At 46.2% G+C, this 26,373-nt stretch carries 27 protein-coding genes and 1 tRNA gene; 7 read left to right on the forward strand and 21 right to left on the reverse strand.

The annotated features are described in order from the left end of the window. Positions 1-53 precede the first annotated feature (53 nt). Complete coding sequence (locus tag ACSR9A_RS05420; protein WP_473756115.1) at positions 54-1,241, forward strand: MFS transporter; 1,188 nt, start codon at positions 54-56, stop codon at positions 1,239-1,241. Between the two features lie 349 nt (positions 1,242-1,590). On the opposite strand, the gene rpsR (ACSR9A_RS05425) is transcribed toward ACSR9A_RS05420, so the two are convergent. The 3 genes from rpsR (ACSR9A_RS05425) to ACSR9A_RS05435 form a co-directional block, all read right to left on the reverse strand. Further along, positions 1,591-1,866 (reverse strand): 30S ribosomal protein S18, encoded by a 276-nt coding sequence (gene rpsR, locus ACSR9A_RS05425; RefSeq protein ID WP_473756116.1) that lies wholly within the window; start codon positions 1,864-1,866, stop codon positions 1,591-1,593. An 892-nt stretch (positions 1,867-2,758) separates the two neighbouring features. Beyond that, entirely contained in the window at positions 2,759-5,296 is a 2,538-nt protein-coding gene (locus ACSR9A_RS05430) for an RCC1 domain-containing protein (RefSeq protein ID WP_473756077.1), read from the reverse strand. A 213-nt stretch (positions 5,297-5,509) separates the two neighbouring features. Further along, positions 5,510-9,814, reverse strand: coding sequence for an AAA family ATPase (locus ACSR9A_RS05435; protein WP_473756078.1), 4,305 nt, complete (start codon positions 9,812-9,814; stop codon positions 5,510-5,512). A 156-nt stretch (positions 9,815-9,970) separates the two neighbouring features. Here ACSR9A_RS05435 and ACSR9A_RS05440 point away from each other — a divergent pair, with 156 nt between their 5' ends. Continuing rightward, positions 9,971-10,390 (forward strand): transposase, encoded by a 420-nt coding sequence (locus tag ACSR9A_RS05440; protein ID WP_473756079.1) that lies wholly within the window; start codon positions 9,971-9,973, stop codon positions 10,388-10,390. A 7-nt stretch (positions 10,391-10,397) separates the two neighbouring features. Further along, entirely contained in the window at positions 10,398-10,898 is a 501-nt protein-coding gene (locus ACSR9A_RS05445) for a transposase (protein WP_473756080.1), read from the forward strand. On the opposite strand, the gene ACSR9A_RS05450 is transcribed toward ACSR9A_RS05445, so the two are convergent. From ACSR9A_RS05450 to ACSR9A_RS05470, 5 genes are read right to left on the reverse strand one after another with little or no spacing between them, the layout of a single operon-like run. After that, positions 10,873-11,163, reverse strand: a complete 291-nt coding sequence (locus ACSR9A_RS05450; protein WP_473756081.1) for a hypothetical protein — start codon at positions 11,161-11,163, stop codon at positions 10,873-10,875. The genes ACSR9A_RS05445 and ACSR9A_RS05450 overlap by 26 nt on opposite strands. Before the next feature lie 18 nt (positions 11,164-11,181). Then, positions 11,182-11,559 (reverse strand): monovalent cation/H(+) antiporter subunit G, encoded by a 378-nt coding sequence (gene mnhG, locus ACSR9A_RS05455; protein ID WP_473756082.1) that lies wholly within the window; start codon positions 11,557-11,559, stop codon positions 11,182-11,184. Then, the gene (locus tag ACSR9A_RS05460) at positions 11,552-11,821 is read right to left on the reverse strand and encodes a Na(+)/H(+) antiporter subunit F1 (RefSeq protein WP_473756083.1); all 270 of its coding nucleotides are present in this window, start codon (positions 11,819-11,821) and stop codon (positions 11,552-11,554) included. Before ACSR9A_RS05460 ends, mnhG begins: the two co-directional genes overlap by 8 nt. Then, a complete protein-coding gene (locus ACSR9A_RS05465; RefSeq protein WP_473756084.1) occupies positions 11,818-12,297 on the reverse strand; it encodes a Na+/H+ antiporter subunit E in 480 nt (159 codons plus the stop codon). Before ACSR9A_RS05465 ends, ACSR9A_RS05460 begins: the two co-directional genes overlap by 4 nt. A gap of 5 nt (positions 12,298-12,302) precedes the next feature. Further along, a complete protein-coding gene (locus ACSR9A_RS05470; protein ID WP_473756085.1) occupies positions 12,303-12,506 on the reverse strand; it encodes a hypothetical protein in 204 nt (67 codons plus the stop codon). 116 nt (positions 12,507-12,622) lie between these two features. On the opposite strand from ACSR9A_RS05470, the gene ACSR9A_RS05475 reads away from it, so the two are divergent. Further along, complete coding sequence (locus tag ACSR9A_RS05475) at positions 12,623-13,288, forward strand: alpha/beta fold hydrolase (protein ID WP_473756086.1); 666 nt, start codon at positions 12,623-12,625, stop codon at positions 13,286-13,288. A gap of 236 nt (positions 13,289-13,524) precedes the next feature. Here the strand turns inward: ACSR9A_RS05475 and rpsR (ACSR9A_RS05480) are convergent, their stop codons facing one another. The 3 genes from rpsR (ACSR9A_RS05480) to rpsF all read right to left on the reverse strand — a co-directional run bounded on the left by rpsR (ACSR9A_RS05480) (position 13,525) and on the right by rpsF (position 14,856). Next, positions 13,525-13,809 (reverse strand): 30S ribosomal protein S18, encoded by a 285-nt coding sequence (rpsR, locus tag ACSR9A_RS05480; RefSeq protein ID WP_099517875.1) that lies wholly within the window; start codon positions 13,807-13,809, stop codon positions 13,525-13,527. A 172-nt stretch (positions 13,810-13,981) separates the two neighbouring features. After that, positions 13,982-14,533, reverse strand: coding sequence for a single-stranded DNA-binding protein (gene ssb / locus ACSR9A_RS05485; protein ID WP_473756087.1), 552 nt, complete (start codon positions 14,531-14,533; stop codon positions 13,982-13,984). A 38-nt stretch (positions 14,534-14,571) separates the two neighbouring features. Further along, positions 14,572-14,856 carry a 30S ribosomal protein S6 gene (gene rpsF, locus ACSR9A_RS05490; protein ID WP_099517873.1) on the reverse strand — a complete coding sequence of 95 codons (285 nt, stop codon included), beginning with the start codon at positions 14,854-14,856 and terminating at the stop codon, positions 14,572-14,574. Positions 14,857-15,115: 259 nt separating this feature from the next. On the opposite strand from rpsF, the gene ACSR9A_RS05495 reads away from it, so the two are divergent. Both ACSR9A_RS05495 and cntE read left to right on the forward strand, forming a co-directional pair. After that, entirely contained in the window at positions 15,116-15,298 is a 183-nt protein-coding gene (locus ACSR9A_RS05495; RefSeq protein WP_341280272.1) for a YjzC family protein, read from the forward strand. A 464-nt stretch (positions 15,299-15,762) separates the two neighbouring features. Continuing rightward, positions 15,763-16,962 (forward strand): staphylopine family metallophore export MFS transporter CntE, encoded by a 1,200-nt coding sequence (gene cntE / locus ACSR9A_RS05500; protein ID WP_473756088.1) that lies wholly within the window; start codon positions 15,763-15,765, stop codon positions 16,960-16,962. 124 nt (positions 16,963-17,086) lie between these two features. Here the strand turns inward: cntE and ACSR9A_RS05505 are convergent. From ACSR9A_RS05505 to ACSR9A_RS05525, 5 genes are all read right to left on the reverse strand, one after another. After that, positions 17,087-17,177 (reverse strand) — tRNA-Ser (locus tag ACSR9A_RS05505). Positions 17,178-17,228: 51 nt separating this feature from the next. After that, a complete protein-coding gene (gene asnB / locus ACSR9A_RS05510) occupies positions 17,229-19,148 on the reverse strand; it encodes an asparagine synthase (glutamine-hydrolyzing) (protein WP_473756089.1) in 1,920 nt (639 codons plus the stop codon). 211 nt (positions 19,149-19,359) lie between these two features. Then, positions 19,360-19,602 (reverse strand): DUF951 domain-containing protein, encoded by a 243-nt coding sequence (locus tag ACSR9A_RS05515; RefSeq protein WP_473756090.1) that lies wholly within the window; start codon positions 19,600-19,602, stop codon positions 19,360-19,362. Next, positions 19,592-20,467: a mechanosensitive ion channel family protein gene (locus ACSR9A_RS05520; RefSeq protein ID WP_473756091.1), complete on the reverse strand. Its 876-nt coding sequence runs from the start codon at positions 20,465-20,467 to the stop codon at positions 19,592-19,594. Before ACSR9A_RS05520 ends, ACSR9A_RS05515 begins: the two co-directional genes overlap by 11 nt. Positions 20,468-20,480: 13 nt before the next feature. Continuing rightward, the gene (locus ACSR9A_RS05525; RefSeq protein ID WP_341280278.1) at positions 20,481-20,720 is read right to left on the reverse strand and encodes a putative Se/S carrier protein; all 240 of its coding nucleotides are present in this window, start codon (positions 20,718-20,720) and stop codon (positions 20,481-20,483) included. Positions 20,721-20,836: 116 nt separating this feature from the next. Between ACSR9A_RS05525 and yyaC the strand changes: the two genes are divergently transcribed. Further along, positions 20,837-21,439 carry a spore protease YyaC gene (gene yyaC / locus ACSR9A_RS05530; RefSeq protein WP_473756092.1) on the forward strand — a complete coding sequence of 201 codons (603 nt, stop codon included), beginning with the start codon at positions 20,837-20,839 and terminating at the stop codon, positions 21,437-21,439. Positions 21,440-21,468: 29 nt separating this feature from the next. On the opposite strand, the gene ACSR9A_RS05535 is transcribed toward yyaC, so the two are convergent. The 5 genes from ACSR9A_RS05535 to noc form a co-directional block, all read right to left on the reverse strand. Further along, complete coding sequence (locus ACSR9A_RS05535) at positions 21,469-21,951, reverse strand: DUF4446 family protein (RefSeq protein ID WP_473756093.1); 483 nt, start codon at positions 21,949-21,951, stop codon at positions 21,469-21,471. Between the two features lie 27 nt (positions 21,952-21,978). Further along, positions 21,979-23,154, reverse strand: coding sequence for an aminotransferase class V-fold PLP-dependent enzyme (locus ACSR9A_RS05540; protein WP_473756094.1), 1,176 nt, complete (start codon positions 23,152-23,154; stop codon positions 21,979-21,981). A gap of 105 nt (positions 23,155-23,259) precedes the next feature. Further along, positions 23,260-24,126, reverse strand: coding sequence for a ParB/RepB/Spo0J family partition protein (locus ACSR9A_RS05545; protein WP_473756095.1), 867 nt, complete (start codon positions 24,124-24,126; stop codon positions 23,260-23,262). Beyond that, positions 24,107-24,880 carry a ParA family protein gene (locus ACSR9A_RS05550; protein WP_341280282.1) on the reverse strand — a complete coding sequence of 258 codons (774 nt, stop codon included), beginning with the start codon at positions 24,878-24,880 and terminating at the stop codon, positions 24,107-24,109. Before ACSR9A_RS05550 ends, ACSR9A_RS05545 begins: the two co-directional genes overlap by 20 nt. Before the next feature lie 217 nt (positions 24,881-25,097). Further along, positions 25,098-25,919, reverse strand: coding sequence for a nucleoid occlusion protein (gene noc, locus ACSR9A_RS05555; protein ID WP_473756097.1), 822 nt, complete (start codon positions 25,917-25,919; stop codon positions 25,098-25,100). Positions 25,920-26,373 lie beyond the last annotated feature (454 nt).

The raw sequence follows: 26,373 nt of genomic DNA on the forward strand, positions 1-26,373 counted from the left end.
ATTTCTATATTTTTAGAAATATAAAAATATAAGTGGAGAGGACTATCATCATGCTGTCAAACACATGGAAAATTTATTTGCTTGCTTTAATTAGTTTTTTGGTTGGAACTTCGGAATACGTCATTGCGGGGATACTGGATAAAATCGCGGAGGATATTGGCGTATCAGTCAGTGCCGCAGGCCAGCTCATCACCTTCTTCTCACTTACTTACGCGCTTGGCACCCCTATTCTGATGGCCATGACGGGACGGATTGAACGCCGCAAGCTGCTCATGTATGCGATGGTCGTCTTCGTGCTTGGCAACTTGCTTGCCATCGCTCTTCCAGGCTTCGGCTATTTCATTGCCGCACGCATCATTATGGCGCTTGGGGCAGGCGTCGTCGTTGTAACATCACTAACACTTGCTACAAAAATGGCACCGCCAGGCAAACAGGCCAGCGCACTCGCTACCGTCGTAACGGGGTTTACTGCCGCGCTTATCATCGGCATTCCAATTGGCCGTATGGTAGCAGCCTCTTATGACTGGAAAAGCGTCTTCGGTGGCATCGGCGTACTCGGTTTGCTTGCCATCCTTGTTATTGCATTTGCTATTCCAAGATATGATGGCGAGCCTTCTGTACCGCTTCGCGAGCAGCTGGCTCTGCTCAAAACTCCAAAAATAGCCGCTGCTCTAGGTGTCACTTTTTTATGGATAACCGGCTACTCGATTCCCTATACGTACATTTCGCCCTACCTTCTGCAAGTCACTTCTATGAGCGAAAAAACACTCAGCATCGCCTTGTTCGGTTTTGGGGTAGCCAGCCTGATTGGCTCCAAGCTAGGCGGCTTCAGCACAGATAAATGGGGCGTGAAGCGTACGTTAATGGGCGGCATGCTCGTTCATGCTGCTGCTCTGCTGCTCATTTCCTTCAGTTCCAGCTCTTCTGTTATTGTTTTCCCGCTGCTTATGCTGTGGTCATTTGCTGCTTGGTCATCCGGACCTACACAGCAATACAATTTACTGACCCTTGCTCCGGGCGCATCGAGCATCATGCTCAGCCTGAATACTTCCGTACTGCAGCTGGCGATGGCTGTCGGTGCAAGCGCAGGCGGACTAATCGTCGCCAAAGTCTCCTTGCCTAGCATTACGTGGATTGGCGCATTGGGCGTGTTGCTTGCTGTGATTTTGATTGTGCTTTCACGCAAGCTGTCCAGCAGCCACGAGCAAGCATCCGTTCCCAGTGTCGCCCCACAGGCTTGAAATAACGTGAAATGACTTGCAATGATTAGTAATGTATTTGCAAAGTTCTCTTCATCTTGTTTTAATAAACAACCTCTATACTAGTACTCAACCCCCCTTTTAATTAATATAAATGCCTAGACCCACAGCCCGTTGCTGTGGGTCTCTTTTTTTCTTTTATTCATCATACACGAATCACCCATCGTAAATAGGCACAAGGTGAAATGGCTGTCGCCGTCCTCTGGCGGCGCGGCGCGTTTCATTCCGAGAAATATAGAGAAAGGATGGGAAGATCATATGCTTTCCTATATTTAAAAAAAAGAAGCCTGCCGAGACGAATCTCAGGCAGACTTCTTTTGAATAGAAAAATCTATTCTGTAGTGTACGGCAGCAATGCTACTTGACGCGAACGTTTGATCGCAACAGTCAGCAGGCGTTGGTACTTCGCGCTTGTTCCAGTTACACGACGTGGCAAAATTTTGCCGCGCTCGCTGATAAACTTTTTAAGCAGGTCCGTGTCTTTATAATCAACTTTAGTGATTTTGTTCACGGTGAAGAAGCAAACTTTACGGCGTTTGTTACGTCCACCTTTGCGGCCACCGAATTTGCGTTCTGGACGCTCTCCGTCTCCGCCATCTCTTGGCAGTTTAAAACATTAACAGTTGCAAGTGTGCAATCTATCTATATTAAACTACCTTTATAGCCCTTGTATTTCGTTAGCCAGATCGTTATATTTCACACTCGGACCGATGCAAGCACATCTTAAAAATAAAGTCCCAAGACGTTTGATGAAACAAAAAAGTCCCGTGGAACTTTTGGCGTTGTAAAAACGGCGTATGTGCTAAAGGGATATGTTTTGCAACACTTTCGGTCGGAGTATTGTCGAAGCTTGTAACCTCGATTCCCAAAAGATATTGGAAGCCTCCGTCCCCCTTTCAATCATGGCATATACAAGGACAAACGCCTCTTCCTGACATACTCCATGTATGAAGAAAAGGAGAGTCTAGTAGCAATAAGTTCCAAAGAAAGCTGTTCGCAAAGATTTTTTCACTGTTATTCCTAATGTAAATGTAACTATCCCATAATTCACCTCTTGTTTAGAATATTAGAGTACTGTGAGAATTGTCCTGATTATTCTTGTTGAATTGCTGCTCTTCACGATTGAGATGGTCTATCACTTCGACTATGGCAACAACCAGTTTAATAAAAACGAACGTCACTCACGATAGTATCGTTGATTTCATGTTGAATTCGACGTTCCCGAGCGCAACGCAAAAAAGTACACCGCCACATTAGCGATGTACTTCAAGTTACATACTATTATACCGATTAAGCCTTCTCTTCGTTCCCCCCACCGCCACCGGATTCCCTCTATCCGGGCTCCAATCACTCTAGCTGTCGGTTATACTCTGAAAATGGTTTCAGATCTGGAACTTTGTGCATGTACAGAGCAACGGGATTCCTGAGTTTCATTGCTGATTACTTTTCTTGAAGGTGTTTTGATCTATTCCAAATCAAATTATGGAGTCGGTTGATCCTCACTTCGCCTTTAGCAGATTCATAATCATTGTGATTGCTTCTGCTCTCGTAGCAGTCGCACCAGGCGAGAACACGTTATTACCAATGCCCGTAACAATTCCCGCTTCTCTAACCGCTAGAATGGCTGGCTTTGCCCATGCCGGAATATCCTTGTCATCTACAAAACCTGTAGAATCTACGGGTGCCAGGCTTGCTCCAAATGCCCGAGCAATCATGACCGCCAATTCCAAACGTGTGATGTTAGCGGATGGACGGAATGATTCATCGTTATAACCGGCCACGATCCCTGCAGCTACAGATTGAGCTACCGCATGTTGTGCCCATGCGCCAATCTTGTCGTTATCACTAAAGTTGAGCGCTGCGCCGTCTCCTGTCGATTTGAGGGCATTCATTAACATCACTGTAAATTCGGCACGCGTAATTCGTGCATTCGGTTTGAACGTTTTATCTACATAACCAGTAACAATTCCCTGGCGTGCAGCTTGCTGAATTTGCTCTTCGGCCCAATGGCCAGCGATATCAGAAAACTGCACCTCATCAGTCGAAGCATCTGTCGGTGTTGGTGTTGGTGTTGGTGTTGGTGTCGGTGTCGGTGTTGGTGTTGGTGTTGGTGTCGATGTTGATGTTGAGCCTCCACCACCGCCTGAAGCACCAGGAGATGTCGGTGTTGGTGTTGGTGTTGGTGTTGGTGTTGGTGTTGGTGTTGGTGTCGGTGTCGGTGTCGGTGTCGGGCCGCCACCATTATTGGTTGGTTCAGCAGCACGAGTAACGATGATCGTGTATACCTTTGGATTCCCCTTTTGTGAGGTTACGGTAACGGTATTTTCTCCTACCGCAAGATTGGAGTTCCCTTCCACTTGAACGGCAGCATCAGGATCGGATGTCGTGTACGTAATGGTTACTGATGTTTGAGCATATGGGATGCTTACAGGATAGGGACCGGTTTGTCCTGATGCAAAGTTTGTTACTGTCGTTCCATTCACTTGGAGATCAGTCAAGTTAGCATCATCTGGCGCGCTGTCATATATATTAATCGATAAGCTTTTCGATGCACTTGAGCCGAACAAAAAGGTCAAAGTTGCAGATGTGTCCTCTTCTAACGTACTCAAATATTCCTTTTTAATTGTGACGGTTGAGCCGTTTAATGTGTACTCGCTGTCTTCTTCTAATAAGGTTGATCCATTCATAATGCCTGTAAATGTATGACCATTCAATTGCATAGTTACCGTTATGTCTGCTTGCTCGGGTACATATTTATCAAAATAATCATAAACAGGGCTAATTCTACTGTCAATTGTGGAAAGCATGAGCGCGTGATCAGATCCAGCAGCTATTGCTGAAACCTTTCTTTGGAATTCAATTTTTTTAGGAAGGGTCTCGTCCATCGTGTTGCCATGCCCTAATTGCCCCACATACCCTGCACCAAAGGAATAAACATCACCGTCTGTCGTTAAGACGAGGGAAAAGGTTCCTCCGGCTGAGATCGCTGATACCTCCACATTGTCTAAAGCAGCTATTTTTTTCGGACTGAGCTCGTCAAGGGTATCGCCATGCCCCAATTGCCCATAGTTTCTGGCATACGTAGTATTGCCGCCGCCAAAGGAATAGACCTCGCCATCCTCTGTTAATATAAGAGAGTGAGTAAACCCGGCTGAAATCGCTTTTACCTTAATACCGTTTAAAGCAGCGATCTTTTTCGGACTGTACACGTTATCTGTATTGCCATGCCCTAATTGTCCATAGTTAATATTCGCACCGCCAAAGGAATAGACCTCGCCATCCTCTGTTAATATAAGGGAATGATATCCCCCAGCCGCGATTGCTGTTACCTTTATATTTTCTAATGCTTCAATTTTTTTCGGACTGAGCTCGCTCGTATAATCGCCATGCCCTAATTGCCCAAAGCCCCCCATACCAAAGGAATAGACCGCACCGGTAACCGTTAAAGCAAGAGAATGATTCGCACCTGCTGCAATTGCTGAAATCTCCGGTAATGCTTCGATTTTTGTTGGAGTTGTCTTGGCGTTACTATTACCATGCCCTAATTGCCCGTAGCCGTAACCGCCACCACCACCAAAGGAATAGACATCGCCCGTAGCCGTTAAGACGAGGGAGTGATATTGCCCAGCCGCAACTGCTTTAGCCTCAGGTAAACTTGTAATCATCGCTGGTCTGCTTCGATCATTCAAATCGCTGCCATGCCCTAATTGCCCACGATAACCACCACCAAAGGAATAGACATCTCCTTGTTCGGTTAAGACGAGGGAATGGTAATATCCCGCTGCGATTCCTTTAATATCGGCTACTTCCGCGATCTCTTGAGGGGAAGTATTTTTATAGCCCGCACGGCCTAATTGCCCATTACCAGAATTGCCAAAAGAATAGACACCTTGCACAGTTTGCTCCGTATCGGCAGAAACGTATGATGGTGTAATCAACATCGGTTGAATGATGCTGATCAGCAATGCGATGATGAGTAATTTTAAGAAAAGTCCCTTGCTAGATTGCTGTACTGCCTGATTGTCGAAAATAGACATACTTCTTAGACCTCCTGTGTCGAATAATGCGAATTGTGAATCGTACATAGTATATTGAAAAGAGGCTGGAGAGAAATCAACCGAAAGTTGTAGACAGCCAATAAATGCAGAAAACACAAGCATAAACGGCTATCGCCGTCCTTGGGGGAGTAAGCTAACGTTTCTTGGATGCACAAAAGCAGCCGCGGTGAACGGCTGCTTTCGGAGGTTTATTCAGATCAGACCCAATTCTTTCGCTCGAGCAATTGCCTGACTTCGGCGTTTGACTTCCATCTTTCCATAGAGGTTGACAATATGCGTCTTCACCGTAGCTTCGCTGATTCCTAGACGACCGCCAATCTCCTTGTTGGAGAGACCATCGGCTATCACGATGAGCACATCCATTTCACGAGGCGTAAGCGCTTCAACCAGCCCTCGTCTTCCCATCTCGCTTCGTGCGGAAGAGCGAGCTGCTTCCCGTTCATTCGCCTTACTTTGATTCAGGAATGACATATAAACGACGCGGCTGACCATCAATTCCAAAATAGTTAAACTTCTTTCCGAGAATACGCCCTGCATTTGCGTATTTTCTAAATACAGTAATTGCGGGCGCTGATCCACACCTATATGAACGGGCATGCATAGGATCGCTTGAGGTGTATTCTGCCTGATGTACGCATCTTTGGCGTAAGAGCTTGATGCCGCATGGCCAACGCGGATGGTCTGGCCGGATTGGAACACATGCCGAACGATAGATTCCGCAAAGAAGCCATCGCTGCCGGAAAAATCGTCTGCTCCGAACGTTTCCGCGACCTGGAAGCTGTCCTCTTTAGCATCTATGAGCATGCCTCGATCAGCGCCGACTTGCCGACAGGCAGTCTCCAGAAAACTCCGAATAAGCTCCGGATTATCTCCTTCGACTGTCCAAGCTGAAATCTGCTGAAGAATGATTTCCTCGCTGAGCGAAACGGCTTGATCCGTTAACGGGAGTGGACGTTTCTTGGTCTCAGATTCATTCCTCTCGATCGGCGATTGAGCTTGCATCCCATGCAGACCGACAGTCATACGCCATAGTTCCGGTCGTTTTGCTTGGAGTTGGTTGACCTTCGCAAGTATACCCCAATCCGAATACGTCATGCAGGCATTCATTAACGAGATAGCCGCGCCGATCGGGCTGCCGATCTCCTCATAAAAGCACGATAAGCGCTCGCTTGCTATCGCTTCCGACAACCCGTGGCCTTCCTCTTTGGCTTTCGTGATAGCTGCTTCATAGGCCAGTAGTGCGGCGCTGGTGCGACCGCTCAGCCGATTCCATTCCGCGTGAATCAAGCCATGCATGGCGGAGCTTCGACCAAAAATGCCTGTCCATTTTTTCATTTTTCGGGAAAGTTGTTCCAGCTTGCGCATGATGACGCGCCTTTTCTTCGGAGCTGCTTCCGTAGCTAGTCCGGCCAACGATAGCGCTTCATAGATGCGCAATTTGCGATTCTGTACCCAATCCAGCGGAAATTCGAGATCCCTACCCCGATTGGCCCAAAACAGTGCTTCCGCATGTTTTCCCGCTAAATAAGCCGCTTCCAGCTTGCAAATACACCTATAGTTATCGTCATTTACTCGATCCAAGCGTTCAGGCAGGCTCACGTAACGAAGAAGCGCTGATTCATCCTTTAATGCATCGGTGTACAATTTGGCTGCCGAGTGAAGTGCCAACGTTTTATCGTCAGGAATCGTCAGCGTCTCATCTTGGATGTAGGAAAGGAGTTCATCCAATTCCCGAACGCCCTCGTTATGCGTAATCATGCAAGTGATCATAGCTAGGTTGGCGGTGATCGCGTCGGAGCTTTCTACCGCTCTTCCCATCACCTTCCGTAAATCTTGCGCCGACTCTTTGGGATACTCCAATTGCTTGGATAGCCCTAAGAAAAAAGGGAGCCGATATTGCTGTACGGAACTGACGTCGCTAACCGAGTACAGCGGTTCCATTATTCTCGTTGGCAGCAAATTATACAGGTTAGGGATCGATCTTTGAATGATCATTTCATACATGCAAATCAGGCTGATCAAGGAATCGTTCAACCCTTTATTCAAGCCATAACGAATAAATCTGGTCATTAGCCAGATAAACTGCGCGGGATTGTGAATAAGCCATGGAAGGCTCACACTCAATATGATCTCGGCAGTCGTCAAATACGCTGCGTCATCTTGTCCGTTAGGTAATTGTTGCAGCTCGTTTCGGACGTTTCGCAGAGCGCGCTGCGTCCCGATGATCTCTTTCAGCAGACTAGCTTTAGAGACGGAGCGAGGAACCGTCCAGCCATAGCGAGTCAACGCTTCCAGGCCGCATTGCACCGCTTTCTCATTGTCGACAAGGGCGTTCATATTAATTTGAGAAATGGCAAGGAAAGATCGATCCTTGTCGTTTAACCGATGAGCAAAAGGCAATAGATTCAAATATTGCGCTCTCGATTGCTCAACCTCTGCGCAATAGTAAAGACACGCCGCGTATTGCATCATCATCCGGCTAGTGAACTCGTCGGGCTCCTCTTCTCCTGGACACGCCAGCTTCAAGCCCTGTTCATAAAACCGCTTTGCTTCTTGATACTTCTGCAGTTGTACCGCTTTCTCGCCGGCACATTCGTTCAACTTTGCCAGTTCTCGCTTTTCCGGGTCTGTCATCCGCTTCAAGCCCCGATTCAAATGATGAACCGCCGCGAGAAAAACGGCAGGCTCTTCATTGGATGACCGGCCGTGCATCGCTCTTCCAATCTTGAGATGCCACTTGTCTTGGTCTCCTTCGAGCGTCGTATAGAGAAACTGTTGAAAGGATGAATAAACAAAAGCGTATACGAAACCACTATGTGTGATTAACGGTGATCCGTCGTCGCGACTAATGATGCCTTGGCTCTCGGCCAGCTTCAAGTGATGTTCCGCTTCCGCCTCGGAGCACTCGCAAATCCGCGCAAGAAGCGACGAATGAAACCGCATGCCCATCACCGATGCAACGGCGAGTATCAGCTTCGTTTGTTCCGAATACGTTAGGTAACGAGCCTCGAATAGACGAATGACCTGCATTGATTCATCTGTCCGAACGATGATGATTTCTTCCTCCCACATCCATTGATGCCGTTTCGTATCATAGTACAGCTTTTTATCAAGATACCAACTAGTCAATAGCTCTTGGAGTCGTTCAGGATTACCCTCCGTCCTGTGATAGGCCGACCTCGCCAGTGTATGCACGCGATGTGAATCATCGCTGACGATCGCTGAAATCAGTTGTCTAACATCATCATATTGCAAGTTTTCCAGCACGATTCGTTCGGCAGGCGCGCCTTGCCCGAAACGTGAACGATCATCCTGGGAATCCTCGGAACGAGAAGCGGTTATTAGCATCATACCGTGTACAGTACGTTCCTTCGTAAGTCGGTCGACAAGCGCTAAGGACCAGAGATCCAGCCACTCGGCATCATCCAAAAATAAAATAAGCGGCGATCCGTTCTGCGCAATGCAGCGCATCAATGTATGCAATATGTCTTCCGTTCGGTTTTCGGATTCTCCCAGGGATAGAGAGACGTTTGTTTCATCCTTCCACAATAGGTTCGCCTCTGGCAGCAGCCCTGCCAATAGCGAAGTCTCATTCCCCAGTTCACGCTGAAGCCAGCTTTTTATCGCTTTAATCTCATCGGCCGGATAGTTCCACATTTGCTTGAACCATTCGGTTAATACGTGAAGAATAGGTTTAAAAGGGACGTTCTGTTGCTCCGTCTCGCACCGCGCTTGAATAAATACCCCACCAAGCTCATCCACTCTCCGCCGAAAATACGCTGCCAGTGAAGTTTTGCCCGTCCCTTTATCTCCCTTTATGGATAGCGAGACGTACTCGCCCTCAAATGCTCTTCGAAAAGCCGCTTCCAGCTGTCCGAGTTCCGAAGCGCGTCCAAATAGGCTCGCCGGATACTGAAATCGACTGACGAGATCGTATTTTCCAATATCGAAAGGGAGTGACGGTGCTTCATCGTTTATATAAGAAGCAAACTGCTTCAAATCCATGAGTAACCCGTAGGTTGTTTGATATCGATCATCCGGGTTCTTAGCTAACAATTTCCATATCATTAATTCCAATACCGATTCCCGCAAATGTGGAGCCGTTTCACGAAGCAAGACCGGTTTATATACGAGATGGACATAGTTCCAGTCTTCGTGTTGCAATGGTTCATAAGGTAAACGGCATGTCAGCATTTCATAGAAGATCATGCCGAGAGAGTACAGATCGCTTCGTCGGTCCGGCTTGCGAACAATCAGATTCGATTGCTCCGGGGACCGATACGCCTTGTTTTGTGACATGTTATCGGTGAGCTTCATTCTAAAAGGAGATGAAGCCACGGTGATCGTGGTGGGACTCAAATTTCCGATCGTTTCGTTGTGCTGATGAATTTGATGAACTAATTCGGTCATTTTGATGGATAATTTCATGAATTCTTCTATATGCAAAGGGCCGCCCGATAAAATAGCACTTAATTTCCGTTCATTATGAGTCGTCATGTTTGATGTCTCCAACCAACTATATTTATGTGGAACATAATGGGGTTAATATATTATATCTACAAGCCTGTTGAATAACCACTAAATGGTAGAAAAAGAGTCGCCGAATCGGTAAAATGTTTGTACTCCTACAAACAACCGAAAGGAGGCGACTTCATGAAAAAGTCTACCATTCTTTTATCCATCCTTCAATTCGTTTTAACGACAGAAGAAGTCGCTCCCATCGTACAAGCTGCAAACTACGAAGACAAAGCACGTAAATTTACGGTGTACCAACTGCTTCAATATTGGTCTGTGGCTGCGTTTGAGGAGTGGGGCAGCTATCGTTCGGGCGTTGACCACGCAGCTTCTATAGGCTTGACACCTGTACATTATTCGAGCTTTTCAGGTAAAGCTGCAGACGTTCCGTTTTCTGTATTTAAAGCTCTATTTCAATTCATAGTGAGCAAATGCAATCGAAAAACAAACCGAAAACTTGCGTTTCCTAAAGAGTCGCTACTTATTGACTTGACGACCGTAACGGTAGGAAAAACCCGTTTGCCTTGGGCACCCTATCGTGGTGAACGCGGGGATTAGGCTGCATGTGGCGTTACAGGCTGAAAATGAGCAACCACTGAACGTGATTGAAAGCGTTGGTTCTAAACAAGATGGATCGGTGAGCGAAGGATTGAACCACGCCGATTATATCATGGTGATGGATTGTTACAAAGAGAACGGACAGCCTTTCGTTATTCGTTTTCGAGACAATGTCCATTTCGAAAAACCACGTGCATTACGTCGACAAAAAGATGCAGCTTCGCCGATCGTTCGGGATATGACTTGCCGGCTTGGAACCACACAATGCCGTTCCAAGAACCGGCACCGTGTGGTTATATTCCAGGACTTTGAAGGCCGCGAAATCCGAGTTGTCACGGACTTGATGCAAGTCACTGCAGAGCAAGTTGCCCAGATGTACAAGGCTCGTTGGCAAATTGAAGTATTTTTCCGCTGGATCAAGCAACATCTAAATATTCCTACTTTATTTGGAACAACCACAAATGCAGTGTACGGTCAACTTTTTATGACTTCTTCGTTAACCGCATAAATGCCTCTATAAATAACCATGGATCAGATTTCACATTATAAGGATATACACCTTGTTTCGTATGCAAATATAAAATGCCCTCTCCCTGCCCTATACGGCGATAGGACATATCGTACACGTCATGAAGAGGGAACAGCCGATAGCTGGTCATAATTTCTGTTTCATACAAGAAGAGGGTGCGTTCATGGAAAATGATCACCTGCTCGGTAGCCGTCACTTGTCTCTCCATTTTAAAATAAGGATGAACCGCAATCGCTTCAGGCACTAGCAAGCCTCCCTATCGTTATTGTCCTTCCGCCCGCTCTTTGGCCATCGCTTGCTCCAGATCGTCCTGAACGCTCTTCTTCCATAGCGGCACTCCCGAACGATAAGCAGCCCTTCCATTTAAATGCCCCGCTACCGGAGAGGTCAAAAAGACGAATACGATGCCAAGCAGCAGCTTAACGCTGACATGCCCCTCATAAAACAAAAAATAGAGAAAGGCACCGACCAAAATAAACAAAACACCTAGCGTTGCACTTTTGGTCGCCGCATGTGATCGCAAATAAACATCAGGGAGTCGAATGAGGCCAAATGCGCTGATTAAGCTAATGATGGCTCCAAGTAAAATGACGATTCCAATCGCGATTTCCCCTGCCTCGCTAAGCAGCCCACTATTCAATGACCTCACCTCTTTCCATATATCGCGCAAATGCCGTCGTCCCAATAAAGCTTAATACGCCGATTAACAGAACAATATCAATATAGGCCGTCGTTCTAAGCAGGACGCAAAGGATCGCAACCATGGATAGCAAAATGACGCCAATCGTATCCAAGGCAGCAATTCTGTCCGGCAGGGAGGGCCCCTTCAGCAATCTGTACATACAGCCCATTATGGCCAAAGCCAATAGGGCCAACGATATAAGAAGCAGATAGGTGATCATGTCCTCGTCACCTCCATAATTGCTTTTTCAAACGTATCTTTAATTTGCACCGCTAGCAGCTCTGCATCGTGAATATCAATGGCATGGATGTACAAGGTTTGATTATCAGAGGATACATCTAAAGTAAGCGTACCAGGTGTCAGGCAAATGAGGCAGGAAAGCACCGTTATTTCCCAATCGGATTTCAGCTCCGTCCGAAAAGCGAAGATGCCAGGGCGTATGGCTAGCTTCGGCTTAACAATTTGCACCATCACAGCTAGGCTGGACAGGAGCAATTCTTTATTAAACAGGACGAACAGCTTGAAGATCGCCCACACTCTTTTCAGATAGAAGTCATGCGGCCAGAAGCGGCGGAGCAGTCCTATGCACCCTATGCCGATCAAATAACCGACGGTAAACTGCATCATGGACCATTCATTATTCAATAGCATCCAGACGAAAGCTATAATCAGATTTAATATGATTTGAAAGGCCATTCCATCTACTCCTTTAATACGGCATCAATATAGGTTGAAGGGTGAAGGAGCGTATATCCGGCGACGGACACCCATCCGTACACCACTTCTGAGCCCAGCCCCATTCCAATAACGAGGATGCTTAAGCCTGCGGCAGGCAGAAGCATCTTGTTGCTTAACAACGGCATTTGATTCAGCCCACGCTTCTCCTCTCCCCAAAAAGCAGCCATAAATATCCAAATCAAGGAGTAAAGCACGATCAAGCTCGAAGCTAGTGCAGCGCTATCGTTGGCCGGACTAGCTACGGAAGCAGCTCCGAAGAAATACCTTTACCGCTTCCGGTCTTTTGCGAAAAAACCAAGGCATCCTTGAGAATTTCATTCGCACGGTGCTGGATCATTTACATATAGAGAAGACGCACGTCATTGCAGTTTCAGCTGGTGGACCTACAGGCATATGTTTCTGTGCGCGATTTCCTGATCATATTACCAGTTTGACCTTCCAATGTGCGGTTACAAAACCCTGGCTGACAACAAAAGATAAAGCATACCTAATTGGACAATACCTTTTCAATCCTCGATTTGAAAAATGGACTTGGAAAATGCTCGCCTCGATGAATAACCTATTGCCACAACTGACGGTTAAAATGATGCTTTCTTCTTTTTCCACGCTTTCCTATACTGAAGCACGCGAAAAACTGGATAGGCATGGCGCAGAAGCTTTCCGTAAAATGAATAATAGACAACGCTCTTATAAAGGATTCATCATTGACCTCGATCATACTCTTAAAGACTATATGATTGAATTATCCTTAATAACCGCTCCAACACTATTAATGCATAGCAAAAACGATAGTTCGATCTCACTTGATCATGTTGAGTATGTCCAGAAATATGTTAAGAGTACGGAGGTTTTTGTTCTCGACTCATGGGGCCATCTGATTTGGATAGGTAAACACTCATTTGAATATGATCTTAAACAGGTTTCGTTCTTGTCTAAAAACCCTATCTAACTAATCCCTCTCTTGGCTTTGTGAATTAATTCTCGAATGCCCCATTCGCATTTCCTTTTGTGCCTCGCGATCAGATGAATTAATTTTGCACATAAAAAGGCCCTAATTAGATCAATACTTTGATCTAATTAGGGCCTTTGCTTATTCCGTACATAGAATATGAAAAGTCCAAAACTGAATATTAATAAAAGCCTGCCGAGACGAATCTCAGGCAGGCTTCTTTTGAATAGATAAATCTATTCTGTAGTGTACGGCAGCAATGCTACTTGACGCGAACGTTTGATCGCAACAGTCAGCAGGCGTTGGTACTTCGCACTTGTTCCAGTTACACGACGTGGCAAAATTTTGCCGCGCTCGCTGATAAACTTTTTAAGCAGGTCCGTGTCTTTATAATCAACTTTAGTGATCTTGTTCACGGTGAAGAAGCAAACTTTACGACGTTTGTTACGTCCGCCTTTGCGGCCGCCGAATTTGCGTTCTGGACGCTCTCCGTCTCCGCCATCTCTTGGCTTAAAGCTCATTCGAATCCATCCTTTCATTGAGAAATTTACACATATACACAACTATATTTTAAGATCAAAATAAGTTATATATCAGTGTTTGAAATTACACAATTATTACACAATCAAATCTTTATAAACCCAGCATTATCAAGGGTTATACAGTTTTTTATGCAATAAAAGTTGTAAAGTCCTAAAATGGCAAATCATCCTCAGATATATCGATCGGTCGACCATCATCCGAGAACGGATCACGGTTGTCGTTACGTGAGTTGTTACTGGAGCGGCCGCTATTGTTATTACTGTTGTTGTTGCTGTTATAGCCGCCTCCGCCTCCTCCACCGTTACCGTAGGAAGAACCGCCTCCGAAAGAACCGCCTCCGCCGCTCATGGCACCGCTCTCTTCACGCGCTCCGCCCGCATCCTTGTTGGATTCCAAGAAACGGACGTTGTCAGCGATTACTTCCGTCACATAGACGCGCTTGCCTTCGTTGTTCTCGTAGTTCCGAACCTGAATGCGACCTTCAACCGCCGTTAAGCGGCCTTTGCGTAAGTAGTTGGCGCATGTCTCGGCTAGCTGACGCCACGTGACTACCGGAATGAAATCCGCTTCACGCTCGCCCTGACCGCTCGTAAACGGACGGTCAACTGCTATTGTAAATTGCGCTACTGCAACGCCAGCAGGCGTGTAACGCAATTCTGGATCTCTCGTCAATCTACCAATAAGTATTACACGATTCAACATCGTCTCTGACCTCCCAATCGATCAATCCTTGGCTTCAACTAAGCTACGTCTCTGACGACCAAGAAGCGGATAATTTCATCCGTAATCTTCAGGATACGGTCAAGTTCGTTAACGACTTCCGTAGTTCCGTTGAAATGAACCAGAACGTAGTATCCCTCACGAATCTTGTTGATCTCATACGCAAGACGGCGTTTACCGCTAACATCTTGTTTCGTAACTTCTCCACCATTGGAGATGATGCCATTAAATTTCTCAACGACAGCTTGAAGAGCTTCTTGCTCAACATCAGGACGAACAATGTACATCACTTCGTATTTGCGCATTATGTTTCACCTCCTTTTGGACTAACGGCCCCATAAATGGAGCAAGGAGCGAGGTTCTTACTCGCATCCTCTAACTATACCAAATATATAGCCCAAAAACAAGCTTCTATTTCCTCCCGTTATCTGGTGTTCATGAACGTCCAGCCCTCGGCTCATATTAATGTAGCGGGCAGACGATTTCATTATGCTTGCAGGCTTATGTCATGACGTCATAACGGCTTCAATGGCAATCCACATCATGTACAGGAGGTTATTTACGATGGGCGAAGGAACATTGTTTTCCGCTGGCGATAAAGCGCCGAATGATGGCACTTACATCGAGGATGGCGTCAATTCCTTTCATCAAGGCATTCAGAACCCACAGAAGGTGAAGTTGAGCAAAGGCCAACGCTTCCCGGACAACTCGAACCACGAGCGCAAGTGGAAGCGAATGGGCCACTAAATTTCAAAAAGAATGTATAGCTTTCGCCCAGCGTGGGCATTCTAATTTATGACGGTGTGAAGAGAGGTGTGGTTCCGTTGGACTTCATAGTGCAAGGGCTGCTACAAGAGGAATTTGTCCACTGAGCTTTAGAAGCGGAGGGTTGTGCCAAAGACAATGTCCGTAACACACGCACACTTGTCCATTTCCAAAAGTAAAGCGGTATATGCCGCCAGCCAAAAGAATGGACAGGTCAGTTAACGAATACGCAGCAGCGGAAACGTTGGTACTGATTGAATAGTGATTGCTCCCATGTTTCTGTTGTAAAGTAGTGAGAAAATGTACTCAATCGATCAAACACCGTCAGGAGAAGGAGCTCGCAAGAGCTCCTTTTTCCTATGTTTATTTTATATTATAAAATGTCCGTTTCATGATAAAGTAATCAGAGTATGGCTTAATTGATTTGCACAAAGGTGGGTATTATCTTGCATTTTGTATCAGCGAAGCAGCATCCTTCCTCTGCTTCATTTATTCGCTTGTATGTTTTGGCCTTTTTCTTTTTTGCAGCCAATTCGGCTTTAACGATTATTTTGCCGCTCCGAAGCGAAGCGGTGGGCATGAATCAGGCGGAGATTGGCTTCATTATGGGAGCCTATATGTTTACATGCATGCTCCTCAGACCTTTTGCCGCACAGCTCATTGGCCGTTTTGGCCCGCTTGCCGTTATGAAATGGCTGCTTTGTGCCCATGCTGTCCTCCTGCTCATTTATACCGTTAGCGGAACGGAACAATACATTTGGCTCAGAGCGCTGCAGGGGGCTATCACGGCTTTTTTCTCCATGACGATGCAGGTAGGAATTGTTGAATCTTTGGAAAATAAAGATCGAGCTCAGGGGTTGTCCATGTACACCTTGTTTACAATGGTTCCGTCACTCGTTATTCCGATCGCCGCTTTACAAATATGGCAAAGCGACAGCCAGCTGCTATTCGCCCTGCTGATGATCGTGCTGGCTGTCGGTCCCCTGCTCGTCTTCTACCGCGCGGCGCTTCCGGAACGGACTGTACAGGATAAAACCTATACGCTTCGCGATATGGCTGCTTCCCTGGGCACGATTTGGACGAGTCCACCCTTGCTCATTAGCAGCATCATTATGCTGCTGGCTTCCTGCGTGTTTGGGGCTACCGCGACCTTTCTACCGCTGTTTATGTTAGCAGCCGGCTCAGGGGATGCCGGTGTATATTTAACGATACAGGGCCTGGTCGTCATCACTTGCCGCTTTGTTTTGCGCAAAAGAATCCCGTCCAATGGCAGCTGGAATACATGGCTCATGGCTGGAATGCTGCTGTCTGCTGCGCTGGGGAGCCAACTGCTGGCCATGCTGGACATCGTAGGTGCTTTTGTATACGTGTCTGCCGTATTTAATGGCTTCGCCGTTGCGCTGCTCTATCCAACGCTGACAACCTATCTCTCTTTTATTTTGCCGGAGAAAACCCGATATGTGCTGATGGCGATTTTTTTATCGTCCTACGACCTCGGTTTTTCCCTTGGTGGATTTGCAATGGGCATTCTACTGCAAAGCAGCTCTTACCCTGCCATGTTTACGTGCTGTACCCTGTTATCCGTAGCAGCTGCAACTATTATTATTCTGTCCAAAAAAACGATGGAAGCGAAGCCAGCTCCTTAAGGGACTGGCTTCATTTGATAATAAGCACAACAAAAAATCTGATTCCCTTTTGAAGCAGGAATCAGATTTTTCATAGATAACTCTATAGTATTACAATCGCCGTAACAGCGCATATATGCGAGAATGGCGGAGAAGGTGGGATTCGAACCCACGCACGCTTTGACACGCCTAGCTGATTTCGAGTCAGCCCCCTTGGGCCTCTTGGGTACCTCTCCGCATATAAGAAGATTTTATCATATTTGCCGACTCGATGCAACTAAAACCTCTTATATTTTTATGCCGTTTGCATGCAACCGATTCGTGCCTATTTGCAGCTGCTGCGTGCGAGCTTTCCCAAAGGAATATTGACCAATAAAAGTGGAATGCCATACTGCGAATATATAAAGCGCCCACAGCTTCCGCGAGTAATCACCCTTGCCCTCCCGGTGCTGCATCAGCATTAGACGGGCGGCATGGACATTAAACCACTGCGGCACAAAGCTAATTTGCTCCAGCATTTGATCTCCAATCTTTCCATGCAGCCACTTGCGGAGCGGGATCGGAAATCCAAGCTTGGGCCGCTGCAATAGCGGCTCAGGAAGAATGCCTCGCATCGCTTCCCTCAGCACGTATTTGGTCGTGCCGTTCGCCAGCTTGTATTCGGCTGGAATTTTGCGAGCCACCTCAAACACCTCTTTATCGAGAAAAGGAACGCGCAGCTCCAGCGAATGCGCCATGCTCATTTTATCCGCCTTCATCAAAATATCGCCCGGCAGCCAGAAGTTCATATCAATCAACTGCATACGAGTTACATCATCTAGATGGCGGCTATTATAATAAACGTCGCTTGTTAATGAAGCCGAAGGCTGCATCGCCTCAAAACGTTCCGGATTAAGCAGCGTGATTTGTTGTTTATCTTTTTCATTAAACAGCTTGGCATTTCCGTAAAAACGCTGCTCAATCGGCGAGAAACCGCGTAACAAATAGTTTTTCCCGCGAAAAGCGAGCGGAACCCGCTCCACCATTCGATGCAGCCGCGACTTCATGCCGTCCGGCAGCCATGAGACAGGCCGCAACGAGCGTGGCTCGCCATAGATCCCATAACCGCCGAACAGCTCATCTGCCCCCTCTCCCGACATGACGACCGTTACCTGCTTTCCTGCCAGCTGAGATAGGCTGTATAACGCAATAGCTGACGGATCGGCAACGGGCTCGTCCATATGCCATACTGCTTTTTGCGTATTTTCAAAAAATTGCTCAGGCGTTATTTCCTCTTCATAATGTTTGGAGCCAATTACATCGGCCGCTGCCCGGGCATATTCATTTTCATTTCGCTCTCCTGCAAAGCCTACCGAGAAGGTCTTCGTTAGCTGCTCCTGCATCGATAACGCTGCAATCGCCGACGAGTCGATTCCGCCTGATAAAAAACTGCCAAGCGGCACATCACCCTGACGATGCAGCTTCACCGAATCGCGAAGCACAGCTCTAATTTCCTCTATAAAGGTGCCTATCGGCCGCTGCTCCGGTTCAAAAGCAGGCTCCCAGTAACGCCGCTTGGTTATCCTGCCTTCCCGATCAACAAGCATAAAATGCCCCGGCTCCAGCTTCTGAACCCCTTTAAACATCGTCTGCGGCTGCGGTACGTACTGAAAGGTCAAATAGTGCATCATGCTGGCATAATCCACATGCGTAGCTTGCCCGCTAACAGCCAGAAGCCCCTTTATTTCTGATGAAAAAAGAAACTGATGCTCCTCCTGCGAATAATAGAACGGCTTTATCCCAAAATGGTCCCGCGCCGCAAACAGGTGCTGTTCCTTCCTATCCCAAATCGCGAAGCTGAACATGCCTCTTAAATGGTGCACGCAATCTATTCCATATTCCTCATAGAGATGCACGATGATCTCTGAATCGGTACGATTGCGAAACTGATGACCTTTGCTTTGCAGCTGTTGTCTCAGCTCTTTATAATTGTATATTTCTCCATTAAAAATAAGCCAAACCTGTCCATTTTCATTGGTCATTGGCTGGGCTCCATCTTCAATATCAACAATAGAAAGCCTGTTAAAGCCTAATGCTGCTCTATCCATAAGCTGAATGCCGGATTGATTAGGACCTCGATGTCCCATCTGCTCCATCATGCTGCTAATCTCTCTATCCGTTGGATCACTTCCATTGCCGTATCGGATGATTCCGGAAATTCCACACATCGGCTTCTTTCCTCCACTCTCTCCTGATCGCTAAGACATAGTATTTCTAATGTCAAAACATACTATACGGAGCAAAAGTATCTGAAAGACGTCCACGTTGTTTCCAGGCTGTAAACAATGGAAAAGCCGAGAAACAAAAAAACCTCCATCGCCTTTACATAAAAGGCTGGAGGTCACTCATTGCTGTAATCATTTATTCCGTCAATGATTTTTACTCAGAGCCCGGCTCAGACTGGGCCGGCGCTTGCCCACCATCAGCAGAAGCGGTGGAACGAAGCACTTTTTTCATATTTTTCTCAAACTTCGCCCGAGGTATTAATACACTGTGCTTGCACCCTACGCATTTAATACGGATATCCATGCCCATTCGAATAATTTCCATTTCATTCGAACCGCAAGGATGCTGCTTTTTCATCTGGACGACATCACCAAGCTCAAATTGCTTACGCTCCATTTCTTTCTCCGCTCCTCTCATCGCGATGATAGGTAACCATGCGTGGATACGGTGTATCCATACCGTTCTCAACCAGCGCTTTCTTCACCTGTAAATTAATCTTCCTGGCCAGCGCATGCTGGGTATTAGGCAAGCATTCCGCTATGATACGGATTTTGACATCTGTTGCGCCCATCAGCTGAATACCGAGCACCTCAGGCGGTTTCGCAAGATTTTCATCCTCCAGCTTATCTACGGTTGCTTGGATAATGCTTGTAGCCCGATCTACATCTTCATCATAGCCGATCGAAACGTCCACGACAGCTACAGAGTTGCGCAAGGAGAAGTTCGTCACCTCATTAATCATTCCGTTTGGAATGATGAATATTTCCCCTGTCCAGCTCAGCAGTCTAGTTGTACGCAATCCGATAACCTCGACCGTTCCTTTAAACTGTCCAGCCTGAATGACATCGCCCACGGCAAACTGATCCTCCAAAATAATAAAGAATCCGGTAATAATGTCCTTTACCAAGCTCTGTGCGCCAAAACCAATAGCCAAACCTACGATTCCGGCACCTGCGAGCAGCGGCCCCAGCTGAATGCCCAGCTCCGACATTAACAGCATGCCGCCAATTAAATAGCAAGCGTACATAACGATATTTTTGAGCAGCCGTCCTACCGTAACCATTCTTCTAGCCTGCATCGGCAACCGGCTTGTTTGTTTATTTGATAATATACGATCAATCGATTTATTGACAATCCATATAAGCAAATGCGTAATAACAATAATGAGCGCTATCCGAAGCGCTGATTCACCGAAGCGCTGCCAAGTTTCCATATTGGTCAACCACTCCATGAAGTTTTTGTACATGTTTAGTGTATTCAAGAGCTATTTCCTCCTACAGATTCACTTGTTCATATCCCGAATGAATAGGTTTAAAAATCCCTCTTATTTCAACGTTCTCAGACACAATGACCTGCTGCACCGTCTCCAAATCGTCCTCTGGAAAATGAATAGACAAGGCACACCCAGCCGTAATCTCTTTAGGGGTTGGACAAATATCTATTTCAATCTCCGCATATTCGAGCAGCATTTCCGCGCGCAACGCCTGCTGTGTGGAATCAAAGGCAATCAACATAAGCCAGTTTTCTCCTCTCCCTCTTTTTACGCAACGTAATCAGTGGGTTTATGACGTATAAAATGGTTGTCCCATCCATATACTAGATAACATATTAGCTATAACGGAGGGATTCTATGAAACTTTCTTTTTTGAAGGATGTACCGTTGAAAGTTCCGCATACCGATACCAACGCCATGACGTTAATCGTAAACAGACTCTCCCTGATGCTCAATGAGCTTTCAGGTGCCAGGCCGCTCATCATCGTATGCGTGGGTACCGACCGTTCAACGGGCGATTCGCTTGGCCCCATCATCGGAACCTCTCTCGCAAAATACAACAGCCCTTACTTTGCTTTATACGGCACGCTGGAAGAGCCGGTTCACGCGATGAACCTGACCGATACGTTGGCACTTATTCATCAAAACCACCACAATCCATTTATCATTGGCATTGATGCTTGTTTAGGACAAGTATCCAGCATTGGCTCCGTTCATATTGGAACGGGTCCGGTACGCCCTGGAGCCGGTGTTAATAAGGAGCTCCCGCCTGTCGGTGATATGCATATTACCGGCATCGTGAATGTGGGTGGTTTTATGGAATACTTCGTGCTGCAAAATACCCGTCTGCATCTTGTTATCAAGATGGCCGACCTTATTGCCTTTGGCCTTTTCTCCGCTATAATGGGCAGTAATCGCGTCATGCTTCAGGCTAGAGAGCAAGCCGCTTCAGCCGAATGATACAACCTACAGCTCTAGAATCGCCCTTTTTATTTTGCTTTCGCAATCGCCTGCAGCTCTTCCGGTGTTAACGGATAAGTTGATTGTCCGCCCTCTAACGGCTTGGCATACACATAAGCACTATCCCTGCTATGAATACTCGACACGACGACTCCGTCTTGCGCGGCATTTACAATTGCGATGGAGAAGCTAAGGTCGCTTCCTTGCTCCGAGAACGCATTATAGCGAATAATACCCAAGCGTCCCTTCTCCTCAAGCTGGCGCCGTTCCAGTTGCTCCAGCTGCGCCTCCACTGCTCTCGAATGCCTTGCATGCTCGGCTATTTCCTGCTTCAGACCAATAACGACTTCTTCAATATTCGTCACACCTGTATTGCCCATGACTTCAACATACTGCTTGCGCAGTTTTTTGAGCCTTCTCCCCAGAGAAATGACCCACATTAAAATAATAAAAAGCAGCAGTACCAGTAATGCCAACAAACCGTATAAAGGGTTGTTCATCCAATCATTCATGTAAACCTTTCCGCCCCCAGAAATAAATCAAATTTTATATTGCGTACGTATTTCACGCACCGCATCAACGAGAGCACTCACTTCCGCCTCTGTTGTAAAATAACCCACACTCGCTCTAACCGCTCCTGTAGCCATCGTACCTGCGCTGGCATGGGCAAGCGGCGTACAATGAAAGCCCGCACGCACAGCGATCTGGTAATGCTGGTCTAAAATAAAAGACATCTCCGAAGGATCGACGCCTTCCGCTACAAAGGAAACCATACCCGTCCGCTGCTGACCAAGCTTCGGCCCAAGCAGCCTGATTCCTTCTACCGCAGACAACCCCTCCATCATCTGCTGGGTAAGCGTCCATTCCTTAGTATGGATTTTATGAACCGTCTCATTCAGAACATACTCCACGCCAGCCTTCAAACCAGCCAGACCTGGCGTGTTTTGCGTCCCCGCTTCATAACGATCCGGACGCACACGAGGCTGCTCAGCCGCCTCAGATTGGCTCCCAGTACCGCCATGGAGCATTGGAACAAGGTCTAGCTCCGGATGGATGTACAAGCCCCCTGTGCCCTGTGGACCGAGCAGCCCTTTATGCCCTGGGAAAGCAAGCATATCAATCCCCATAGCTTCAACGTCAATTTCTAGAATCCCTGCACTTTGAGCAGCATCCACTAGCAGCTTCACACCTCTTTGTCGGGTCAGCTCGCCAATTTCAGCTAAAGGGACAATGGTTCCCAGCAGGTTTGAACTATGGCTCACGATAACTAGCGTCGTCTGCGGCACAAGAGCATCCCGCACTTGATCAACCGTTATATTACCCTGTTCGTCCGCCTCTACGTAGGTGACCTTTATTCCGAGTGACTGCTTTAAAAACTCCAACGGCCGTCTTACGGAATTATGTTCAATTCCAGTAGCAACTACATGGTCGCCTTCTTTGAGATAGCCTTTTATCGCCATATTCAAAGCGCCTGTCGTATTCCCTGCAAATGCAATATCATTAGGGTTTCTCACCCGAAACAGTTTAGCTAATTGCTTTCGTGTATCAAACAACACACGGCTTGCCCGAACAGCCATTCGATGACTGCCTCTCCCCGGATTAGCTGCATCATGCAGCATAGCATGATTTACAGCATCAATAACCGAGTTAGGTTTCGGCCATGAAGTTGCAGCATGATCTAAGTAAATGATTTTTTCACCATCAGTATTCATCATCCATCCACTCCCACCATCACTAACGTTTCTTCTCATAACAATAGCATACCTTAGTTTAATCTTCAGGATCAAAGATTACACCTCGGGTATGCTATCTTATCAAGACTACGCCATGTATTGAAGCATCTCCAGAAGCCGTTCCAAGTCCTGTTTATTATAATATTGAAGTTCGATTTTCCCTTTATCCTTTTGCTGCTTAATTTTCACTGTTGTTTTGAAGCGTTCTCTGAGCGACTCCTCTAAGCTTTCAATATAAGGGTCACGCTTCTTCGTTTTGCCTTTGGCCTGTTTGCCGTCATTGCTGTCCTCATCCTTAATCGACTCCAGCTTCTGAATCGCTTCCTCCAGTTCACGTACGCTCCAGCCCTGATTAATAATGAGTTCGGCCAATTCCAGCTGCACCTTCAAATCTTTAATGCCTGCCAGTGCACGGGCATGTCCCATGGAAATTGTTCCACGTGAAACATTGTCTTTAATAGATTCTGGCAAGGCCAGCAATCTCACGAAATTAGCAATATGCGATCTGGACTTGCCTACTTTCATAGAAAGCTCTTCTTGGGTCAGCTTGAACTTGTCCATGAGGTTCTGATAAGCTATCGCCACTTCTATCGCATTTAGATCTTCACGCTGCAAATTTTCAATCAGCGCAATTTCCATAACCTGTTGATCCGAGAACGATCTGACAACTGCCGGAACAGTCGCATTGCCGCAAAGCTGCGATGCTCTGAATCGACGTTCGCCCGCAATAATCTCATAGCCCTTCATTACAGTGCGAACAATAATAGGCTGAATGACACCATGCTGCTTAATCGATTCCGCCAATTCTTTTATCGACTGTTCATCAAATGTTTTCCGTGGTTGGTAAGGGTTTGGTCGCAATTGCGCAATTGCAACCTCAATGACTTTATCATCATCGTTTACCGAAAGCGATGGAATAAGTGCATCCAGACCTCTACCTAGCCGCTTGCTCATACGTAATCACTTCCTTCGCCAGTTCAAGATATACTTCTGCACCCTTCGATTTAGGATCATACGTAATGATCGCTTGTCCATGAGAAGGCGCTTCACTTAAGCGCACATTACGCGGAATAATCGTCTGGTATACCTTCTGTTGAAAGTATTTCTTCACTTCTTCAATAACCTGAATGCCCAGATTCGTTCTGGCATCAAGCATCGTAAGCAATACGCCTTCAATTTGCAGCGTTGTGTTTAAATGTTTTTGCACCAATCTCACCGTATTCAGAAGTTGGCTCAAGCCCTCCAGGGCGTAATATTCACATTGAATTGGAATAATGACCGAATCAGCAGCGGTTAAGGAATTAATGGTTAATAATCCCAAAGATGGTGGGCAGTCGATTAAAATATAATCGAACTGATCTTTTAATAAATGCAGCGCTTTCTTTAAACGAACTTCCCTGGAAATAGTTGGAACCAACTCAATCTCCGCCCCAGCAAGTTGAATGGTGGCAGGGATAATTTTCAAGCCCGGAATTTTCGTATCTGCCATCGCTTCATGTGGATCGATATCATTTACAAGCACATCATAAATACAGCTTTCAACATCTGCCTTATTAATACCTACTCCGCTAGTCGTATTGCCTTGCGGATCAATATCAACAAGCAGCACCCGTCTGCCAAGCGTCGCCAGACAAGCACCCAAATTAACTGATGTCGTCGTTTTGCCGACGCCACCCTTCTGATTCGCTATTGCTATAATTTTAGACAAGTCTTTCACCTCTATACTCTGTGTAAAAGCTATTAACAAAGAAGCAATATAAGCGGTAACCGTCCAGTAGCGGGACATCGCCTAGTAGTAATATTAGCATAAATGGATTCGCCGCCCTCAGCAAGCAGCGAGGACGGCAGCAGTTAAATCTATTATCGCATTTAATAGTATCTACATGCAAATGAGGATTTAAGAGTCCCTTTAACGAATCATACGCCTAACGTTTAGGAATGTGAATCACAATTTCATAATGATCCTCATGATCCTTCTCATTTGTCTTAATTTGCAAGCCAGAGCCTGACACCATCTCAATAGACTGTCTAATTGTATTAAGAGCAAGCCGAACATCTTTCGTAAAAGATACCCGTTTTACTTTTTTAGCTTTAACTGTTTCATTCAGAAAAGCAATTCGAATTTCCGTTTGCTTTACATTGAGTTCTTTGGTAATAATCTCTTCCAGCACTTGAAGCTGGAGCTCTTCAGTAGGCAGAGCCAACAATGCCCGTGCGTGACGTTCGGTAATTTTACGTTCCATTAACGCGCTTTTAACTACATCATTAAGTGCCAGCAATCTTAGCTTATTGGCAATCGTTGATTGGCTTTTCCCCAATCGCTGCGCCAAGCTTTCCTGCGTCAATTGATGCAGCTCGATCAGCTTCTGGTAAGCAACAGCCTCTTCAATAGCCGTTAGATTTTCCCGCTGCAAATTTTCGATTAACGCGATAGATGCCGTTTGTGAGTCATTAAACTCGCGAATAATGCCTGGTATCGTATCATAACCAAGCTTCGTTACAGCACGCCAGCGGCGTTCACCCGCAATGATTTCATAACGGTTATTCCGCATCCGCACAACGATAGGTTGAATAATGCCGTGCGTCTTAATCGTCTGGCATAATTCATCAATTCGATCATCATCAAATATGGACCTTGGTTGAAATGGACTCGTGTCGATTTCATTAACCGGAATTTGTTTAACCTCTTCATTGTTGTTACTGCGTTGGTCATTCAAACCAAACAAACGAGAAAGATGCTCTTTCATTTATCCACTACCACCCGATCAAGAAACGGCTCCATTATAGTAGCAGAGCCAGCTTCAAAGATGTGCTGCCAAATAACAGTCTTGCTTATATTCTGTTCCACTTCAATAGAGACTATCGGAAATGGTTACAGAAGGCTACAAATGATTTTGAATACAAGCGTAAACGGTTGTCACCGTCCTCTGGCGGCAAAGCTACCGTTTAACAATGAGATATGCGCCGATTATAAGAGGATAACTTGTACATTCTTATATTTAAAAATATGTGTGCTGTTCTGCAAAAATAAAGAGCTTCCTGCTATTTTGTTCTCTCTATTATTTCTACTTGCCCCTAAGTATTTCCTGCTTGACAGCCTTGAATGCTAAATAAAAATACAAGCAGAAATCTGGAAATAGCAAGCAATGTTTCACGTGAAACATCCCTAAACTTACCATTTCCATTTATCTGCCTCAAGCT

It is taken from the genome of Paenibacillus sp. R-74696, assembly GCF_055814915.1.

Coding starts and splice junctions, on each gene's coding strand:
- ACSR9A_RS05430 (WP_473756077.1), bottom strand. CDS start 5,296: ATGTCTATTTTCGACAATCAGGCAGTACAGCAATCTAGCAAGGGACTT.
- ACSR9A_RS05435 (WP_473756078.1), bottom strand. CDS start 9,814: ATGACGACTCATAATGAACGGAAATTAAGTGCTATTTTATCGGGCGGC.
- ACSR9A_RS05440 (WP_473756079.1), top strand. CDS start 9,971: ATGAAAAAGTCTACCATTCTTTTATCCATCCTTCAATTCGTTTTAACG.
- ACSR9A_RS05460 (WP_473756083.1), bottom strand. CDS start 11,821: ATGATCACCTATCTGCTTCTTATATCGTTGGCCCTATTGGCTTTGGCC.
- ACSR9A_RS05465 (WP_473756084.1), bottom strand. CDS start 12,297: ATGGCCTTTCAAATCATATTAAATCTGATTATAGCTTTCGTCTGGATG.
- ACSR9A_RS05470 (WP_473756085.1), bottom strand. CDS start 12,506: ATGGCTGCTTTTTGGGGAGAGGAGAAGCGTGGGCTGAATCAAATGCCG.
- rpsR (WP_099517875.1), bottom strand. CDS start 13,809: ATGAGCTTTAAGCCAAGAGATGGCGGAGACGGAGAGCGTCCAGAACGC.
- ssb (WP_473756087.1), bottom strand. CDS start 14,533: ATGTTGAATCGTGTAATACTTATTGGTAGATTGACGAGAGATCCAGAA.
- rpsF (WP_099517873.1), bottom strand. CDS start 14,856: ATGCGCAAATACGAAGTGATGTACATTGTTCGTCCTGATGTTGAGCAA.
- ACSR9A_RS05495 (WP_341280272.1), top strand. CDS start 15,116: ATGGGCGAAGGAACATTGTTTTCCGCTGGCGATAAAGCGCCGAATGAT.
- asnB (WP_473756089.1), bottom strand. CDS start 19,148: ATGTGTGGAATTTCCGGAATCATCCGATACGGCAATGGAAGTGATCCA.
- ACSR9A_RS05515 (WP_473756090.1), bottom strand. CDS start 19,602: ATGGAGCGTAAGCAATTTGAGCTTGGTGATGTCGTCCAGATGAAAAAG.
- ACSR9A_RS05525 (WP_341280278.1), bottom strand. CDS start 20,720: ATGTTGATTGCCTTTGATTCCACACAGCAGGCGTTGCGCGCGGAAATG.
- yyaC (WP_473756092.1), top strand. CDS start 20,837: ATGAAACTTTCTTTTTTGAAGGATGTACCGTTGAAAGTTCCGCATACC.
- ACSR9A_RS05535 (WP_473756093.1), bottom strand. CDS start 21,951: ATGAATGATTGGATGAACAACCCTTTATACGGTTTGTTGGCATTACTG.
- ACSR9A_RS05540 (WP_473756094.1), bottom strand. CDS start 23,154: ATGATGAATACTGATGGTGAAAAAATCATTTACTTAGATCATGCTGCA.
- ACSR9A_RS05545 (WP_473756095.1), bottom strand. CDS start 24,126: ATGAGCAAGCGGCTAGGTAGAGGTCTGGATGCACTTATTCCATCGCTT.
- noc (WP_473756097.1), bottom strand. CDS start 25,919: ATGAAAGAGCATCTTTCTCGTTTGTTTGGTTTGAATGACCAACGCAGT.